13 protein-coding genes are annotated in these 14,594 nt (G+C 60.1%); 8 read left to right on the top strand and 5 right to left on the bottom strand.

The annotated features are described in order from the left end of the window. The first annotated feature begins 2 nt into the window (after positions 1-2). The 4 genes from PFAS1_RS08775 to PFAS1_RS08760 are packed head-to-tail and all read left to right on the top strand — an operon-like array spanning position 3 to position 4,345. Positions 3-1,433, top strand: a complete 1,431-nt coding sequence (locus tag PFAS1_RS08775; RefSeq protein WP_076028886.1) for a PIG-L deacetylase family protein — start codon at positions 3-5, stop codon at positions 1,431-1,433. Next, entirely contained in the window at positions 1,430-2,386 is a 957-nt protein-coding gene (locus PFAS1_RS08770; RefSeq protein WP_076028885.1) for a glycosyltransferase family protein, read from the top strand. Before PFAS1_RS08775 ends, PFAS1_RS08770 begins: the two co-directional genes overlap by 4 nt. Before the next feature lie 38 nt (positions 2,387-2,424). Next, positions 2,425-3,192: a glycosyltransferase family A protein gene (locus tag PFAS1_RS08765; RefSeq protein WP_074873099.1), complete on the top strand. Its 768-nt coding sequence runs from the start codon at positions 2,425-2,427 to the stop codon at positions 3,190-3,192. Positions 3,193-3,196: 4 nt separating this feature from the next. Then, on the top strand, positions 3,197-4,345 hold the full coding sequence (locus PFAS1_RS08760) for an O-antigen ligase family protein (protein WP_083671730.1): 1,149 nt from the start codon (positions 3,197-3,199) through the stop codon (positions 4,343-4,345). Between the two features lie 42 nt (positions 4,346-4,387). On the opposite strand, the gene PFAS1_RS08755 is transcribed toward PFAS1_RS08760, so the two are convergent. Continuing rightward, positions 4,388-5,029 carry a BUD32 family EKC/KEOPS complex subunit gene (locus PFAS1_RS08755; RefSeq protein ID WP_074873105.1) on the bottom strand — a complete coding sequence of 214 codons (642 nt, stop codon included), beginning with the start codon at positions 5,027-5,029 and terminating at the stop codon, positions 4,388-4,390. A gap of 115 nt (positions 5,030-5,144) precedes the next feature. Between PFAS1_RS08755 and msbA the strand changes: the two genes are divergently transcribed. Both msbA and hldE read left to right on the top strand, forming a co-directional pair. After that, positions 5,145-6,944: a lipid A export permease/ATP-binding protein MsbA gene (gene msbA / locus PFAS1_RS08750; RefSeq protein WP_076028883.1), complete on the top strand. Its 1,800-nt coding sequence runs from the start codon at positions 5,145-5,147 to the stop codon at positions 6,942-6,944. Between the two features lie 233 nt (positions 6,945-7,177). Next, positions 7,178-8,602, top strand: coding sequence for a bifunctional D-glycero-beta-D-manno-heptose-7-phosphate kinase/D-glycero-beta-D-manno-heptose 1-phosphate adenylyltransferase HldE (gene hldE / locus PFAS1_RS08745; RefSeq protein ID WP_074873111.1), 1,425 nt, complete (start codon positions 7,178-7,180; stop codon positions 8,600-8,602). Positions 8,603-8,714: 112 nt separating this feature from the next. Here hldE and PFAS1_RS08740 read toward each other — a convergent pair whose 3' ends face one another. From PFAS1_RS08740 to PFAS1_RS08725, 4 genes are all read right to left on the bottom strand, one after another. Beyond that, positions 8,715-9,683 (bottom strand): metal ABC transporter ATPase, encoded by a 969-nt coding sequence (locus PFAS1_RS08740; protein ID WP_076028882.1) that lies wholly within the window; start codon positions 9,681-9,683, stop codon positions 8,715-8,717. A gap of 32 nt (positions 9,684-9,715) precedes the next feature. Continuing rightward, positions 9,716-10,528, bottom strand: a complete 813-nt coding sequence (locus tag PFAS1_RS08735; protein ID WP_076028881.1) for an aldo/keto reductase — start codon at positions 10,526-10,528, stop codon at positions 9,716-9,718. After that, a complete protein-coding gene (locus PFAS1_RS08730; RefSeq protein ID WP_076028880.1) occupies positions 10,525-11,700 on the bottom strand; it encodes an NAD(P)/FAD-dependent oxidoreductase in 1,176 nt (391 codons plus the stop codon). The genes PFAS1_RS08735 and PFAS1_RS08730 overlap by 4 nt, the downstream gene beginning before the upstream one ends. A 239-nt stretch (positions 11,701-11,939) precedes the next feature. After that, a complete protein-coding gene (locus PFAS1_RS08725) occupies positions 11,940-12,272 on the bottom strand; it encodes a DMT family transporter (RefSeq protein ID WP_008027887.1) in 333 nt (110 codons plus the stop codon). A 103-nt stretch (positions 12,273-12,375) separates the two neighbouring features. On the opposite strand from PFAS1_RS08725, the gene PFAS1_RS08720 reads away from it, so the two are divergent. Continuing rightward, positions 12,376-13,278, top strand: a complete 903-nt coding sequence (locus PFAS1_RS08720) for a LysR family transcriptional regulator (RefSeq protein ID WP_076028879.1) — start codon at positions 12,376-12,378, stop codon at positions 13,276-13,278. Positions 13,279-13,289: 11 nt separating this feature from the next. Further along, entirely contained in the window at positions 13,290-14,570 is a 1,281-nt protein-coding gene (waaA, locus tag PFAS1_RS08715) for a lipid IV(A) 3-deoxy-D-manno-octulosonic acid transferase (RefSeq protein ID WP_076028878.1), read from the top strand. The last annotated feature ends 24 nt before the right edge of the window (positions 14,571-14,594 follow it).

Genomic DNA, 14,594 nt, shown 5'->3' with positions numbered 1-14,594 from the left:
CCATGAACCGCAAACAGCAATTGCTCAAGCGCCATCGGCGCAACAAACGCATCGGTCTGCTCATCGCGCTGGTGCTTTTGATTGCCGTGGGTGTGCTGGTGGCCTGGTGGCTGCCGCTGGTGCTCGCGGTTCTAGGCTGGATTGCTCATGAGGCCTGGTTCGCCGACCATTTGTTCTATTCGCCCAATGACGATTATCAGTACAGCTTTCCACCGTACACCCAACAGCCCAAGGTTCATCTTGACGGTGAACGTTTGCGCCTGGACGACGGGGTCATGCTGGTCGACGACGCTACGCTGATCCTGGCGCTACGGATAAAAAGCACTTGGCTGGGACGCTTCATCGATCCCGTGGTCGAGTTGTCGGGGGGAGATAACCCGGACCGACAAACGTTCGAGCGGGGTGTGAACGGCCTGCGTTACCTCAACCTCAGTGGTCAGGCGCAGGTTCTGTCGCAAGGTGAGCTACGCCTGCGCGGGCGGTTCTGCCGACTGCTGGGTGAGCCGGTGCTCAGGGCGTTCGAGCATCCGGATTACAGCCGTCAACGGGTGATGGTGATCGCACCCCATGCCGACGATGCCGAGTTGGCCGCATTTGGCCTGTACAGCAGCGCCAGTCAAAGCTGGATCGTGACCCTGACTGCCGGTGAAATCGAGGCCGGGCACTATCAGCAGATGGGGCTCGATGGCGTCGAAGCGTCCCGGTTGAAAGGCTCGCTTCGCGCCTGGGACAGTCTCAGCGTGCCGCTGTGGGGCGGTGTACCTCAGGAGCGCTGCATTCAGTTGGGGTATTTCTGTCTGCAATTACCCGCCATGCAAAGCGCGCCGACCGAGGCCGTGGTGTCCCGTGAGGCACAACTGGGTGATACCCGATATTTTCGACGGTTCAATCCGTTTGCCCTGGGCAGTGACGTCGATGGCATACCGTCATGGAACAATCTGCTGGCCGACCTGAGTGAGTTGATCGAGCGTATTCAGCCTGAGGTCATCGTTTTGCCACATCCGCGTTTCGACCCGCACCCGGACCATCTATGCTCACAGCAGGCGGTAATGCAGGCACTGAACGGTACAGCCTGGCAGCCCGGCACCTTATTGCATTACGCCAATCATCTTCACGACAACGATCGCTGGCCAATGGGTGATGCCGGGACCGGTGTGACCCTGCCGCCACAGATCAATAATCACGAACCGTTGCGTCCTTGGGCGCTTTGTCTGTCGGCCGAAAAACAGTGGCACAAGGCTATGTCGTTGGGCATGATGCACGACCTTCAGCCCCGACTGCCCCTCAAGCGTCTACTTCGCCGGGCGATCCAACGTTGTCTGGCGGCCCGACGCTGGCCGGCTTTCGGCGAAAACGAGTTCTTCCGTAAAGCGGTGCGACGCCACGAATTGTTCTGGGTCCAAGAGCTGTCTGGAAAGAGAGAGACCAATTGAAAGTTCTGTTTCTGGTGCAGAAAGAGCAGCGAGCGATCCTCGATCGACTGTACGACGGTATTGCCGAGCACTGCGACTGCGACAAACGCGATCTGACCAGCGCGGAGCAGGACGACTTGCGTGGATATTTCCGCAAGCATGTCGATGTGACCCGCTACGACCGGATAGTGTTTTTCCTGCGCTTCAAAAAAGAAATCAGACAGGTGAGGTTCATCCAGACCCTGCCCAATCTGGTTATTCTGGAACACGATGCGTACCAGAATTACATCCCGTGCAAGTACACCGGCAAGTTCAGCGCCCATTACCGCAAGCTGCCCTGGGTGCGGGTGATCAGCTCGGGCTTCATGGTCAGCCAGCGCTTGCGTGAGGAAGGGTTTGACGCGCATTTCGTGCCCAAGGGCTACGATCAGGCGTTGTTGCAAAACTGCCAGCGTGAACGTGATATCGAGCTGGGTTTCGTCGGCAGCCTCAACAGCGTGGCGTATGCCGGGCGCAAGGCCATGCTCGAGTCCGTGGCCGAAGTGGAGAACCTGCTGATCACGCGCACCAAGTCGGGCGAGGAATACTGCGAGACGTTGAGCCGGATCCGTTACTTCGTGAGTGCCGACGTCGGCATGGGCGAATACATGATCAAGAACTTCGAGGCCATGGCCTGTGGTTGTGTGCTGTTTGCTTACGATCAAGGGGAAGCAGAGAATCGCGCGCTGGGGTTTGTCGATATGCACAACATCGTGCTCTATCGAACCCGCGACGAACTCAGGGAAAAACTGGCGGTGTTGCGCCAGTCCCCACAGCTGACCGAGACCATTTCATTGGCCGGGCAGGCTTTGGTAGAGCAGCATTACACGTTCCGGGCGGTAGGACATGCGATCGTCGACGCCCTGCGTGCGCCGCTGCGCGAGCATGTTCCGCTGGGCTGGAAAGAAAAATTACGCTTGTCGCTGGGGCTGTGAAGCCGGGCGATTACACAACCAATGTGCGGTGCAAATAAATGCTGTTCAGCGAGACTAGCGACATTTCGGTAGTAATCACTAGTTGCGGTCGCTTCGATCTGTTGAAGCGTACGCTCGAGACGTTTGACCGGTTCAACACGGCTCCCATTCGTAAGGTGTTCATTACCGAGGACTCCGGCGACAGCGCCGTAGAGGCCTGTATTCCGGAACACTGGAGAGCGCACACTCAGTTCTTCATCAATCAGCCACGTCTTGGGCAGTTGCGATCCATCGATGCTGCTTATGCTCAAGTGCAGACATCGTGGATTTTCCACTGTGAGGACGACTGGGACTTCTATCGCGAAGGGTTCATCGAAGAGTCCCAATGCCTGCTGGAAGAAGATCCTCAGGCACTGCAAGTGTGGTTGCGCAGCTTCAATCATGACCTGATGGTTCACAGTCCTTATGTGTTCCTGAACGAACGCAAAGTCAGCCATGGCATTCCTTTCTACGTACTGGGCTCGCAAAAAGCCGAGTGGCAAGGTTTTTCCTTTAATCCAGGGCTGCGCCGTCGTGCGGATTACTTGATGCATGCACCGTATTCCGGTTTCTCCGGGGAGAAAGACCTGTCGCGCCTGTACGCTGGCGAAAACCGCTATGCGTTGATTCTGGAAAACGACGCGGTATTGCACACCGGCTTCGGAGAGCATGTAGTGGTTCCGAAGGAGCGGGAGAACAAGTTACGGCGTAAACGTCTCGATCGGCTGAAGCTGATTGCAGCTCTTATCTTGGGTCTGGCAATAGGTTGGGTGCTCCATGGAATTTAGCGGCATGAAGCCAGCAAAGAACACCTTGACCTATTTCGGCGCAGTGCTTTGCCTGTTTCTGTTGAGCTTTGTGGTGGGCTGGTCGTCGAAGTGGACCAACAACCTGTTCTACGTCCTGATGGCATTGCCGGGCCTGGTCTTCCTGATCAAGGCGCGCGGTGCGGGCTTGTTCAAGGAGCCAATGGCATGGGGCTGGCTGGCGTTCATTCTGTGGTTTCTGGTGCCTGCGACGATTGCCGGGCAGTTGCAATTCTACAAACACGTCTTCTATGTACTGATGTTCGTGATGGTGGCCGCAGCCCTCACCGATCCGCAGTTTTTCCGCAGCGCAGCTTTTATTCGCGCTCAGTTCTGGATTCTGACGTTGTACATTTTCGGCAGTGCGCTCTACGGATGGGCAACCGGTGAGTTCGCCGTCGGTAGCCGGGTGGCGATACTTCCGGCACGCCTGGAGAACGTCATCTACGCCAGCATCTGGCTGTTTTGTGCGTTGGCGCTGGCGCTGCCAATCTGGCTCAAGGAGCGAAAGTATATTGAGGGTGGCCTGGCCATCGTTTTGTCGGTGTTCGCGGTAGCCTTCGTCCTGCAGACGCGTACTGCGTTCGTGGGGGCTGTGTTCCTGTTTGGCATCTGGTTGCTTTACGGCATTTATCTCAAGCCGCGGCTGGTTGGCACTGCGGTGGCGATTGGCGCGGTTGTTTCAGGCCTGTTGTTCCTGATGGTGCACAACGAAGCCTGGTACCAGTCCCTCTGGACTCGAGGCGATTCGTACCGTATCGAAATCTTCCAGATCATGGTTGGCGAGTGGCGCCACTGTGGCTGGACGCTGGGCTGCGGCATCAACTTTCATACCGCCCAGGTGCTCGATGGCTCTATGCCGATTCAGCATCCACACAACATTTTCGTAGCGCTGGGGCTTTACAGCGGCGGGGTCGCGCTGGCGTTGTTCGTCGCGCTGATGGTCGCAAGCCTTTGGCAGGCCTGGCGTCTGCGCGACGCGTGGGGAATGTACCTGGCGTGTGCGCTGGTGATGTTGAATTTCGATGGCAGTTTGCTGATCGGTAACCCTGACGAGTTGTGGCCACTGGTGCTGCTGCCCGCGGCGATGATCCTCTCTCGAGTGCTGAAGACGCGACAACCTGCGCTGGTGTAATGCCTGGCCTTCGCTTCCTCCCCGGAGGCGAAGGCAATCAGATCATTTTTGCAGGGCGACGCTCAGCTCCTCCTTGGAGCAGATGCTCTGGGTCTGGCCATAATGCTGCATGAAGACTTCGCCGCGACTGTCGAGTAGCCATTGGCGATCTTGCGGGTAACGCACCATATGCTTGAAGTTGCGCAGTCGCAGCGTCTTGCGCAGCGGACGGCGATACACCCGCAGGTCGGCGATGTCGATCAGACCCAGCTGATGTTCGGGTGTGAGTACGATGTTGCCCAGGTGCGCCGAGCGAAAGTAAATCCCCCGCTCATGCAAGGTGGCCATGAAGACCCCCAATTGGCCGCGCAACGGATCGGCATCGCCCTGGATGTCCAGCAGCTGACGCAGGGTCTGGCCCGGCAGCGGATCGTAGTGCACGGCATCGCGCTCGATACTCGCAATACGGTAAACCTGACGAATCGTGGGGCAGGGAATGTGCCGTTCACGCAACGCATCGCAGTTGTCGGCAAAGCGTTTGGCGTACGGGTACCACGCGGCCGACGTCAGCAGGCGTTTGCGGCGAAACAGTTTGAGTATTGAACCGTCCGTCAACCGCAGAACCTTGTCCCCCGAACCATCCGCTTCAAGGACTTGTGCTCCCTCGCGCAGGGCGAGATATCGGGTGTGATCAAGCGCTTGCATCAATACTCCGGGTTGGGCGCCGTGAGGCATGGATAGCCGGCCATGTTACCGCAGCTCAGCGACTAAAATGGCCTGTGTTACACTCGCGGGCTCTTTTCTCATACAACGGGTTCTCATGACCAGCCCTGATTCGCCTGCGCCGTCGAGCTTGAAGATTTACCTGCGCCTGCTGTCGTATGTGCGCCCGTACTGGGGCATGTTTGCCATCAGTATCGTCGGCTTTGTGATTTTTGCCTCGACGCAGCCCATGCTCGCAGGGATTCTCAAATATTTCGTCGATGGCCTGAGCAACCCCGAAGCGGTGCTCTTCCCGACTGTTCCCTATCTGCAAGATCTGCAGTTGCTGATGGCCGTGCCGCTGCTGATCATCCTGATCGCCGCCTGGCAAGGACTGGGCTCTTTCCTGGGCAATTACTACCTGGCCAAAGTATCGCTGGGGCTGGTCCACGACTTGCGGGTCGAGCTGTTCAACAAGTTGCTGGTATTGCCCAACCGTTATTTCGACACCCATAACTCCGGGCACCTGATTTCCCGCATCACCTTTAACGTGACCATGGTCACCGGTGCTGCCACGGACGCCATCAAAGTGGTCATTCGTGAAGGCCTGACCGTGGTGTTCCTGTTTGCTTACCTGCTGTGGATGAACTGGAAGCTGACGTTGGTAATGCTGGCAATCCTGCCGATCATCGCAGTGATGGTGAGCAGCACCAGCAAAAAATTCCGCAAGCAGAGCAAGAAAATCCAGGTGGCGATGGGCGATGTGACTCACGTCGCCTCCGAAACCATCCAGGGCTATCGCGTGGTGCGCAGCTTCGGTGGCGAAAGCTATGAAGAGCGTCGTTTCGCCGAAGCCAGCCAGGGCAACACCGACAAGCAATTGCGCATGACCAAGACCGGTGCGGTCTACACGCCCATGCTGCAATTGGTGATCTACACCGCCATGGCGGTGCTGATGTTCCTGGTGCTGTTCCTGCGCGGCGATGCCACCGCCGGTGATTTGGTGGCCTACATCACCGCAGCGGGCCTGTTGCCCAAGCCGATTCGGCAACTGTCGGAAGTCAGCTCGACCATCCAGAAAGGCGTTGCCGGCGCCGAGAGCATTTTCGAGCAACTGGACGTCGAGCCAGAGGTTGACCTGGGTACTGTCGAGCGTGATCGCGTCAGCGGCCACCTGGAAGTGCGCAACCTGAGCTTCACCTATCCAGGGACCGAGCGTGAAGTGCTGAAGAACATCAGCTTCACGGCGGCACCGGGGCAAATGGTCGCCCTGGTCGGTCGTTCGGGTAGCGGCAAGTCGACCCTGGCCAGCCTGATCCCGCGTTTTTATCACCACGAAACCGGCGAAATCATGCTCGATGACGTGGAAATCGAAGACTATCGCCTGCGTAATCTGCGTCGACACGTGGCACAGGTGACGCAGCATGTGACCCTGTTCAACGACACCATCGCCAACAACATCGCTTACGGTGACCTGGCCGGCGCCCCACGTGCCGACATTGAAAAGGCCGCCACGGATGCTTACGCGATGGACTTCATCTCGGAAATGCCGCAAGGCCTGGACACCCAGGTCGGCGAAAACGGCGTGTTGTTGTCCGGTGGCCAGCGTCAGCGCCTGGCGATTGCCCGGGCCTTGTTGAAGAACGCACCGTTGCTGATTCTCGACGAGGCAACGTCGGCGCTTGATACCGAGTCCGAGCGACACATTCAGGCGGCACTGGATCAGGTCATGAAAGGTCGCACCACGCTGGTGATCGCTCACCGGTTGTCGACCATCGAGAAAGCCGACCTGATCCTGGTCATGGATCATGGTGAAATCGTCGAGCGCGGCACTCACGCTCAACTGCTCGCGCAAAACGGCTACTACTCGCGCCTGCATGCGATGGGCCTCGATGCCCCGGTTGGCGACATCGCCTGACCCGAAAAAAGGGGTGAGCCTGGCTCACCCCTTTGTCCACCCGGCGTGCAATGCGCCCGGTGATTGGTACCCAAACCTTTACCCTCCTTGACCAAACCTGTCGATTGTCGGATTTTCTGATCAATAAATGATCAGAAACATCTGCCGAACCTTCCCATTGCAGCCGTCACACAAGCCCACGCCAACCCTGTGTTAATATCGCGCCCCTGTTCATTTTGTATGTGGGTTGCTCCATGAAGTTGTCCATGCCGCGATTCGATCAAGCCCCTGTCTTGGTGGTCGGCGATGTCATGCTCGACCGTTACTGGCATGGTGGTACCTCACGGATTTCCCCTGAGGCGCCGGTACCGGTAGTCAAGGTCGAGCAAATCGAGGACCGCCCGGGCGGTGCCGCCAACGTTGCGTTGAACATTGCCGCCCTCGGCGCCCCGGCCTCGCTGCTCGGCGTGACCGGCGACGATGAAGCCGCCGACAGCCTGGCCAACAGCCTCAAGGGTGCTGGCGTGCGAGCGGTGTTCCAGCGCATTGCGCACCAGCCGACCATCGTCAAGCTGCGGGTCATGAGCCGTCACCAGCAATTGCTGCGTATCGACTTCGAAGAACCTTTCGCCACCGACGCATTGGCGTTGGGCGAGCAAGTCGACGAATTGCTCGAAGGCATCAAAGTGCTGGTGCTGTCCGATTACGGCAAAGGCGCGCTGAAAAACCATCAGGTGCTGATCCAGGCCGCCCGTGCCCGTGGCATTCCGGTGCTGGCCGACCCCAAGGGCAAGGATTTCTCGATCTACCGGGGTGCAAGCCTGATCACCCCGAACCTCAGCGAATTCGAAACCATCGTCGGTGGATGCGCCGATGAGCACGAGCTGGTGAGCAAGGGTGCGCAGTTGATGCACGACCTTGATCTCGGCGCCTTGCTGGTGACCCGCGGCGAACACGGCATGACCCTGTTGCGCCCGGATCATCCGGCGCTGCACCTGCCGGCCCGTGCCCGTGAAGTGTTCGATGTGACCGGTGCCGGCGACACGGTGATTTCCACCCTCGCCGCCGCCATTGCCGCAGGCGAAGAACTGCCCCACGCGGTGGCCCTGGCCAACCTGGCGGCGGGCATCGTGGTCGGCAAACTCGGTACGGCAGCCATCAGCGCGCCGGAACTGCGTCGCGCCATCCAGCGTGAAGAAGGTTCGGAGCGTGGTGTGCTTGGCCTGGAGCAACTGTTACTGGCCGTCGATGATGCGCGTGCGCATAAAGAGAAGATCGTCTTCACCAACGGCTGCTTCGACATTTTGCACGCCGGCCATGTGACTTACCTCGAGCAGGCGCGGGCCCAGGGCGATCGCCTGATCGTGGCGGTCAACGACGATGCGTCGGTCAGCCGACTGAAAGGCCCGGGCCGTCCGATCAACAGCGTCGACCGTCGCATGGCCGTACTGGCAGGGCTTGGCGCCGTGGATTGGGTGATCAGCTTCGCTGAAGGCACCCCGGAAAACCTGCTGCGCGAGGTCAAGCCGGATGTGCTGGTCAAGGGCGGGGACTACGGGATCGAGCAGGTTGTCGGCGCGGACATCGTGACCGCTTATGGCGGAACGGTGAAAGTGCTGGGGCTGGTGGAAAACAGCTCGACTACCGCGATTGTCGAGAAGATCCGCAAGTCTGAGTAACACTGATCGTTCCCACGCTCTGCGTGGGAATGCAGCCCGGGACGCTTCGCGTCCCAAAGCGGACGCAGAGCGTCCATTGAGGCATTCCCACGCAGAGCGTGGGAACGATCAATCAGGAGCTGACTTTTTTACGCGGCACCATTTTTTTCAGTAATAGCTTGGCCTTCCCACGCAACCGCGCCAAACCTGAATCTTTCCCCGGCGGGCTCAAGCCCTGTTGCCGCACCCAATCCTTCCAGCGAATCCGCTCATCCCTCACCAGCCAGCCTTCCTGCTGGGCAAAACTCTCTGCCAGGTACAACCCGCGAGTACTCGCCGGGTACAGCTGATCCTTTTTCAAGGTGTAGAGCTCGGCCATCGGTTGGCCGTCCTGCAGCGGCATCAAATACAAGTCGGGACGTTTGCGATCGAGCCGGGCCACCAGTTGATCGCCTTCGAGTCGTTCGTCGACATGGAACAGGCTCAGGGATTTGGCCTCCTTGGGCACGTCCAGGCGCAAGTCATAAATCAATTGCAGCGAGGCCGTCGGCAAATGTACATAAGCCCGCGGGCGTTCGATCAACTGCATCTTGGCGCAACGCACCGGCCGCGCCGAACCGGACAACGGCGTCAGGCGAAACGGCAGGGCTTCACGGTAATGCAGCGCGGACGAGTAGGGCGCCGGCAGCCACGTGTCGTTGAAACGCCCGCCGAGCCAGCCTTCCGGGGTTTCCAGCAGGCACTCTTCGGCAATTTCCTGAATCGCGGTGTGCAGTGGCAGGTTCAGCTCATGGGCGGGCACGTAACCGGAGATCAGCTTGAGCACCACATCGCCGCGGTCTTGCCGACGCTGACGCACCAACACCCAGTAATCGCGGTTCTGCCAATGCAGGGTCAGGCGCACCGAAACCCCGAGGTTGGCCAGCTCAAGCGAAAACCGCTGCGTGTCAGCCACCGTCACCGGGCGGCGACGTTGCAGCGTCTGGGAGAAATTGAGCGGCATCCCGACGCTTTGATAACTCAGGCCTTCGGGAGTCGCTTCGACGAATAACGGCAGGGTCTTGAAGTTGCTCGGGTTCTTTCTTATGAGCGTACGCGGCATGTCGGCTCCTGCTTAAGGCCGCGTGGGCGGCATCAGTTTCTACGTAGGACCTGGGCAACGGTCGCGACGTTATGGGCGAGGTGCAGCGGATTGATGGTCCCGACAATAGCACTGGCAACACCCGGGTGTTCAAACAACAGCTCGAAGCTGGCGCGAACCGGGTCCACCCCCGGGCTCAGGCAAACATGACCGCTGGCGAGGGCTTTTTTGACGAGAATGGCTTTGCCGTGAGCAGCAGCATAGTCAATGACCGGCTTCTCGTTCTGTTCGTTCAGATTGTAGGTGACCATCGCGCAATCACCTTGTTCCAGAGCCTTCAAACCGCCTTCGACGGTTTTGCCAGAAAAACCGAAGCCGCGAATCTTGCCTTCGCTCTTCAGCTCGGCGAGGGTCGCATAGACTTCACTGTCGTTGAGGATCGCCAGGTCGTTGCCGTCGGAGTGCACCAGCACCAGGTCGATGAAGTCCGTTTCCAGGCGTTGCAGGCTACGTTCCACCGACATCCGGGTGTGGGCGGCGCTGAAGTCGTGATGGGACTGGCCATCGGCAAACTCTTCGCCGACCTTGCTGACAATCACCCAATCCTGGCGCTGACCCCGCAGCAATGGACCGAGGCGTTCTTCGCTGCGGCCATAGGCCGGAGCAGTGTCGATCAGGTTGATGCCCAGGTCGCGCGCCAGTTTGAGCAGCATGCGCGCTTCGTCATCATCGGGAATCTGAAAACCGTTGGGGTATTTCACGCCTTGGTCGCGGCCGAGTTTTACCGTGCCCACGCCCAGGGGTGAAACCAGCAGGCCGGTGCTGCCCAGCGGGCGATGCAGGTCGTGCAAGGTCGGTTGGCTCATGGCAGCAGTTGCTCCCAGGCAGGGACGCCCATCGGCGGTTTTGGCAGCTCGGGCAGTGGCGCCGGATGACTTGGCTGGATGCCGTCGCGCTGCAAGGACGCGATGACGCGATCAGCAAAGTCAGGAGCCAGCGCCAGTTTAGTCGGCCAGCCGACCAGCAAGCGGCCTTCTTCGGCAAGGAATGCATTGTCGGGACGGGTCAGTCCCGATTGCAGTGGCTCGGCGCGATCCACCCGAAGGGTGGCCCATTGCGCTGTGCTCAGGTCAATCCATGGCAGCAACTGGCCGAGTTCTTTTTGCGCGGTGGCAATTTGCTCGGCGGGTTCGCGGGCGACCCCTTCGGCTTCAGCGATGTCACCGCCCAGATACCAGACCCATTGACCATCGGCGGCAGGATGGGTGGTCACGGTAATGCGCGGCTTGGTGCCGCCGCCCAGGCAGTGGGCATACAGTGGTTTGAGGCCCGGACCTTTGGCGATGATCATGTGCAACGGCCGGCGCTGCATGGCGGGCTGGCTCAAGCCCAGGGCTTCGAGCAGCGCTGCCGTCCCGGCACCGGCGCTCAAGACGATGCGCTGGGCGCGAATCTCGCGCTCGTCGACCTTCAGGCCGACCAGTTTTCCACCCTCCAGCAACGGTTCGATGTGCTGGCCGGCGAGCAGGCCATCACCCGCCAGATCGGCCAGGCGCCGGATCAGGCTAGGCACGTCGATCACCAATTCCGCCAGACGATAGACCTTGCCCTTGAAACGCTTGTCTTGCAGGGCGGGCGGCAGTTGCTCGCCCTTGACTTGATCGACGCGGCCGCGCACCGCTTTGCTGGCGAAGAAACTGGTGAGATTGCCGGCGATCGTGCCGGGGGACCAGAGGTAATGGGCTTCGGACAGCAGGCGCACGCCGCTCAGGTCCAGTTCGCCGTCACCGGCCAGGGCTTCGCGCCAGCGCCGAGGCATGTCGGCGATGGCTTCCGAGGCGCCGGTCAGGGCGCCATGCAAGGCGTACTTGGCGCCGCCATGGATGATGCCTTGGGATTTCACGCTTTGCCCGCCACCGAGGCTGGCGCTTTCCACCAGCACGGTCGAAAAACCCTGGCGACGCAGGCGCGCATTCAGCCAGAGGCCGGCGACACCAGCGCCGACAATCAGAACGTCGGTGGAAATAACGGATGGCATGCAGCGACCTCAGTGTTCAAGACGAGGGCGCAGTATACAGACTCGACGAAGAGGGGATTTGTTGGTGATCAACAGCCAGGATGCAAAACCTGTGGCGAGGGAGCTTGCTCCCGCTGGGTCGCGAAGCGGCCCCCAACCGGACGCCGCGTTTGTTCAGGCAGATCGCATCAATCCATCTGCGTCTGCTTCGCAGCCGAGCGGGAGCAAGCTCCCTCGCCACAAGGGATTGCTGGTGTCAGTTAGTGCCCGGCAGTTTTGGAGAAGAGCTGGATGACGACAACGCCCAATACGATCAACGCCATCCCCAGCATGGCCGGCACATCCAGTTTCTGGCCGTAGATAAACAGCGCCGCGACACTGACCATCACGATCCCCATGCCGGCCCATACCGCATAAGCCACGCCTACCGGAACGCTGCGCACCACCAGCGTGAGCATCCAGAAGGCGATGCCATAACCGACGATAACCAGAATCAGCGGCAGCGGGGTGCTGAAGCCTTTGACCGCTTTCATCGAAACGGTGGCGATCACTTCGGCGCAGATGGCAATGGCCAGGTAGTAGTAAGCGGTCATAGGTGCATCCTCGTGTGAAGTGTTGCTTTCTGAGGTCGGCATTTTAGAGATTCTCCAGATGCGGTAAAGTCATTACCTATCTGTTCTGAAGATGGGTTGAGCCATGAACACGCAATGGAATCTGGAGCAGCTGCGGCTGTTTGTCAGCGTAGCGGAGCAGCGTTCGTTTTCTGCGGTAGCGCGGGATCAGCGCAAGGCGCAGTCGGCGGTCAGCAGTTCGATTGCGCTGCTGGAAGAGGACCTGGGCGTCAGCCTGTTCGACCGTAGCAGCGGCCGCCAGCCGAAACTCACCGAGGCCGGTAACGCATTGCTGGATGAGGCGCGGGAAGTGCTGCGCCAATGCGAACGCCTTAACGGTCGGGCGCTGGCGATGATGCGCGGCCAGGAGGCGCGTTTGCGTGTGGCCCAGGATGAGGCGATGCCTTATCAGCCGATCATCGAAAGCTTCGAAGCCCTGGCTGAACAATTTCCCAGCCTTGAAGTGCAGCTGACCAGCGCCGCCCAGGGCGATGTCGCGCGCAAACTGGTGGAGCGTCGGGCCGATTTGGGGTTGCTGTTTTATCACGACCAGATTCCCGAAGCGCTCGAGCGCCGGGTGTTGGGCAGCGTTGAAATGGTCACGGTGTGCGGCGTCGCCCACCCACTGGCGCAACAGACCCAGGTCGATTGCCAGCAACTGGCGCAGCATCGACAGTTGCTGATGTCCACACAGTCGAGTGTCTATCCCGGCAGCGAGCCGGCCAGCCCGCAAGTCTGGCGGGCCGACAGTTTCTACGTGATGGCTGAATGGCTGGTACGCGGACTCGGTTGGGCCTGGCTGCCGCGCCACGTGGTGCAGTACCCGGCGTATCAGGATCTGATGGTCGAACTGGTCAGCGAATGGACCCCGCCGGCGCTGGTGGTGGAGCTGGTCTGGCGCCGCGATGAGCCTCTTGGGCCGGCGGCTCGTTGGTTGGCGGAACGTTTTGCCGTGCACTTGCAGACGATCGGTGAAAAAAGCCGATAAACTCCGCCGCCATGAATAGAACTCTCTACACCGCGCTGTTTTACTTGGGGCTGCCACTGGTAGCGATTCGGCTGTGGCTGCGGGCGCGTAAGGCGCCGGCGTACGCCAAGCGCATTGGCGAACGTTTCTCCCTCGGGTTACCGACGATGAAAACGGGCGGCATCTGGGTGCACGCGGTGTCGGTGGGCGAAAGCATTGCCGCGGCGCCGATGATTCGCGCCTTGCTGCAACGTTATCCACAGTTGCCCATTACCGTGACCTGCATGACCCCGACCGGTTCGGAGCGTATCCACGCGCTGTTCGCCAATGAACCGCGCATCCAGCACTGCTATTTGCCTTATGACTTGCCTTGCGCAGCGAAGCGATTCCTTGATCGGGTGCAGCCGAAACTGGCGGTGATCATGGAAACCGAGCTCTGGCCGAACCATATCCATCAGTGCGCCAGGCGCGGGATTCCCGTGGCCCTGGCCAATGCGCGACTGTCCGAGCGTTCCGCCAAGGGTTATGGCCGCTTCGGCAAACTGACCCAGCCGATGCTCGCCGAGATGAGCCTGTTCGCGGTGCAGACCGAAGCCGAGGCCCAGCGCTTCCGCGATTTGGGCGCGCGCCCGGAAACCGTCGAAGTGACCGGCTCGATCAAGTTCGACCTGACCATCGACCCGGCACTGCTTCAGCGTGCCGCCGAGTTGCGTGCGCAATGGCAGGCGCAGGAGCGCGCGGTGTGGATTGCGGCCAGTACGCACGAAGGCGAAGACGAAGTGGTGCTGGCGGCTCATCGTCAGTTGCTGGCCAATCATCCCGATGCATTGTTGATTCTGGTGCCGCGCCATCCAGAACGTTTCAACACGGTGTTCGAGCTATGTCGGCAACAGGGTTTCGCCACGGTGCGTCGCTCCACTGGCGACCCGGTCACCGCGCAAACGTCGGTGCTGGTGGGCGACACCATGGGTGAGTTGCTGTTTCTGTATGCCTTGGCCGACAGCGCTTTTGTTGGCGGCAGTCTGGTGCCGAACGGCGGGCACAACCTGCTGGAGCCGGCGGCTCTGGCCAAACCGGTGTTGAGCGGGCCACACCTGTTCAATTTCCTCGAAATCGCCGCGCAGTTGCGCAGTGCCGGGGCGTTGCAGGAAGTGGAGGATGCCGAAGGTCTGGCGCTGGCGGTGCAGCGGCTGTTCGAATTGCCGAGCGATGCGCAACGGATGGCGCAGGCGGGGTTGAAAGTGATGCGCACCAATCAGGGCGCGTTGCAGCGATTGCTGGATGGGTTGGGGCGGTTGATCGACAAGTCCTGAATCCGCCGCTGATCCATTGTGGCG

The organism is Pseudomonas frederiksbergensis (assembly GCF_001952935.1).
Classification (GTDB): domain Bacteria; phylum Pseudomonadota; class Gammaproteobacteria; order Pseudomonadales; family Pseudomonadaceae; genus Aquipseudomonas; species Aquipseudomonas frederiksbergensis.
Note: the sequence above shows the minus strand (reverse complement) of the source record. Positions and strands in the feature narration are given on the sequence as shown.

What these genes read in the sequence shown, in the direction of transcription:
- PFAS1_RS08755 (WP_074873105.1), bottom strand. Translation starts at nt 5,029, where the DNA reads ATGCAAGCGCTTGATCACACCCGATATCTCGCCCTGCGCGAGGGAGCA.
- PFAS1_RS08735 (WP_076028881.1), bottom strand. Translation starts at nt 10,528, where the DNA reads ATGAGCCAACCGACCTTGCACGACCTGCATCGCCCGCTGGGCAGCACC.
- PFAS1_RS08720 (WP_076028879.1), top strand. Translation starts at nt 12,376, where the DNA reads ATGAACACGCAATGGAATCTGGAGCAGCTGCGGCTGTTTGTCAGCGTA.
- waaA (WP_076028878.1), top strand. Translation starts at nt 13,290, where the DNA reads ATGAATAGAACTCTCTACACCGCGCTGTTTTACTTGGGGCTGCCACTG.
- PFAS1_RS08775 (WP_076028886.1), top strand. Translation starts at nt 3, where the DNA reads ATGAACCGCAAACAGCAATTGCTCAAGCGCCATCGGCGCAACAAACGC.
- PFAS1_RS08730 (WP_076028880.1), bottom strand. Translation starts at nt 11,700, where the DNA reads ATGCCATCCGTTATTTCCACCGACGTTCTGATTGTCGGCGCTGGTGTC.
- PFAS1_RS08725 (WP_008027887.1), bottom strand. Translation starts at nt 12,272, where the DNA reads ATGACCGCTTACTACTACCTGGCCATTGCCATCTGCGCCGAAGTGATC.
- msbA (WP_076028883.1), top strand. Translation starts at nt 5,145, where the DNA reads ATGACCAGCCCTGATTCGCCTGCGCCGTCGAGCTTGAAGATTTACCTG.
- PFAS1_RS08765 (WP_074873099.1), top strand. Translation starts at nt 2,425, where the DNA reads ATGCTGTTCAGCGAGACTAGCGACATTTCGGTAGTAATCACTAGTTGC.
- PFAS1_RS08760 (WP_083671730.1), top strand. Translation starts at nt 3,197, where the DNA reads ATGAAGCCAGCAAAGAACACCTTGACCTATTTCGGCGCAGTGCTTTGC.
- hldE (WP_074873111.1), top strand. Translation starts at nt 7,178, where the DNA reads ATGAAGTTGTCCATGCCGCGATTCGATCAAGCCCCTGTCTTGGTGGTC.
- PFAS1_RS08740 (WP_076028882.1), bottom strand. Translation starts at nt 9,683, where the DNA reads ATGCCGCGTACGCTCATAAGAAAGAACCCGAGCAACTTCAAGACCCTG.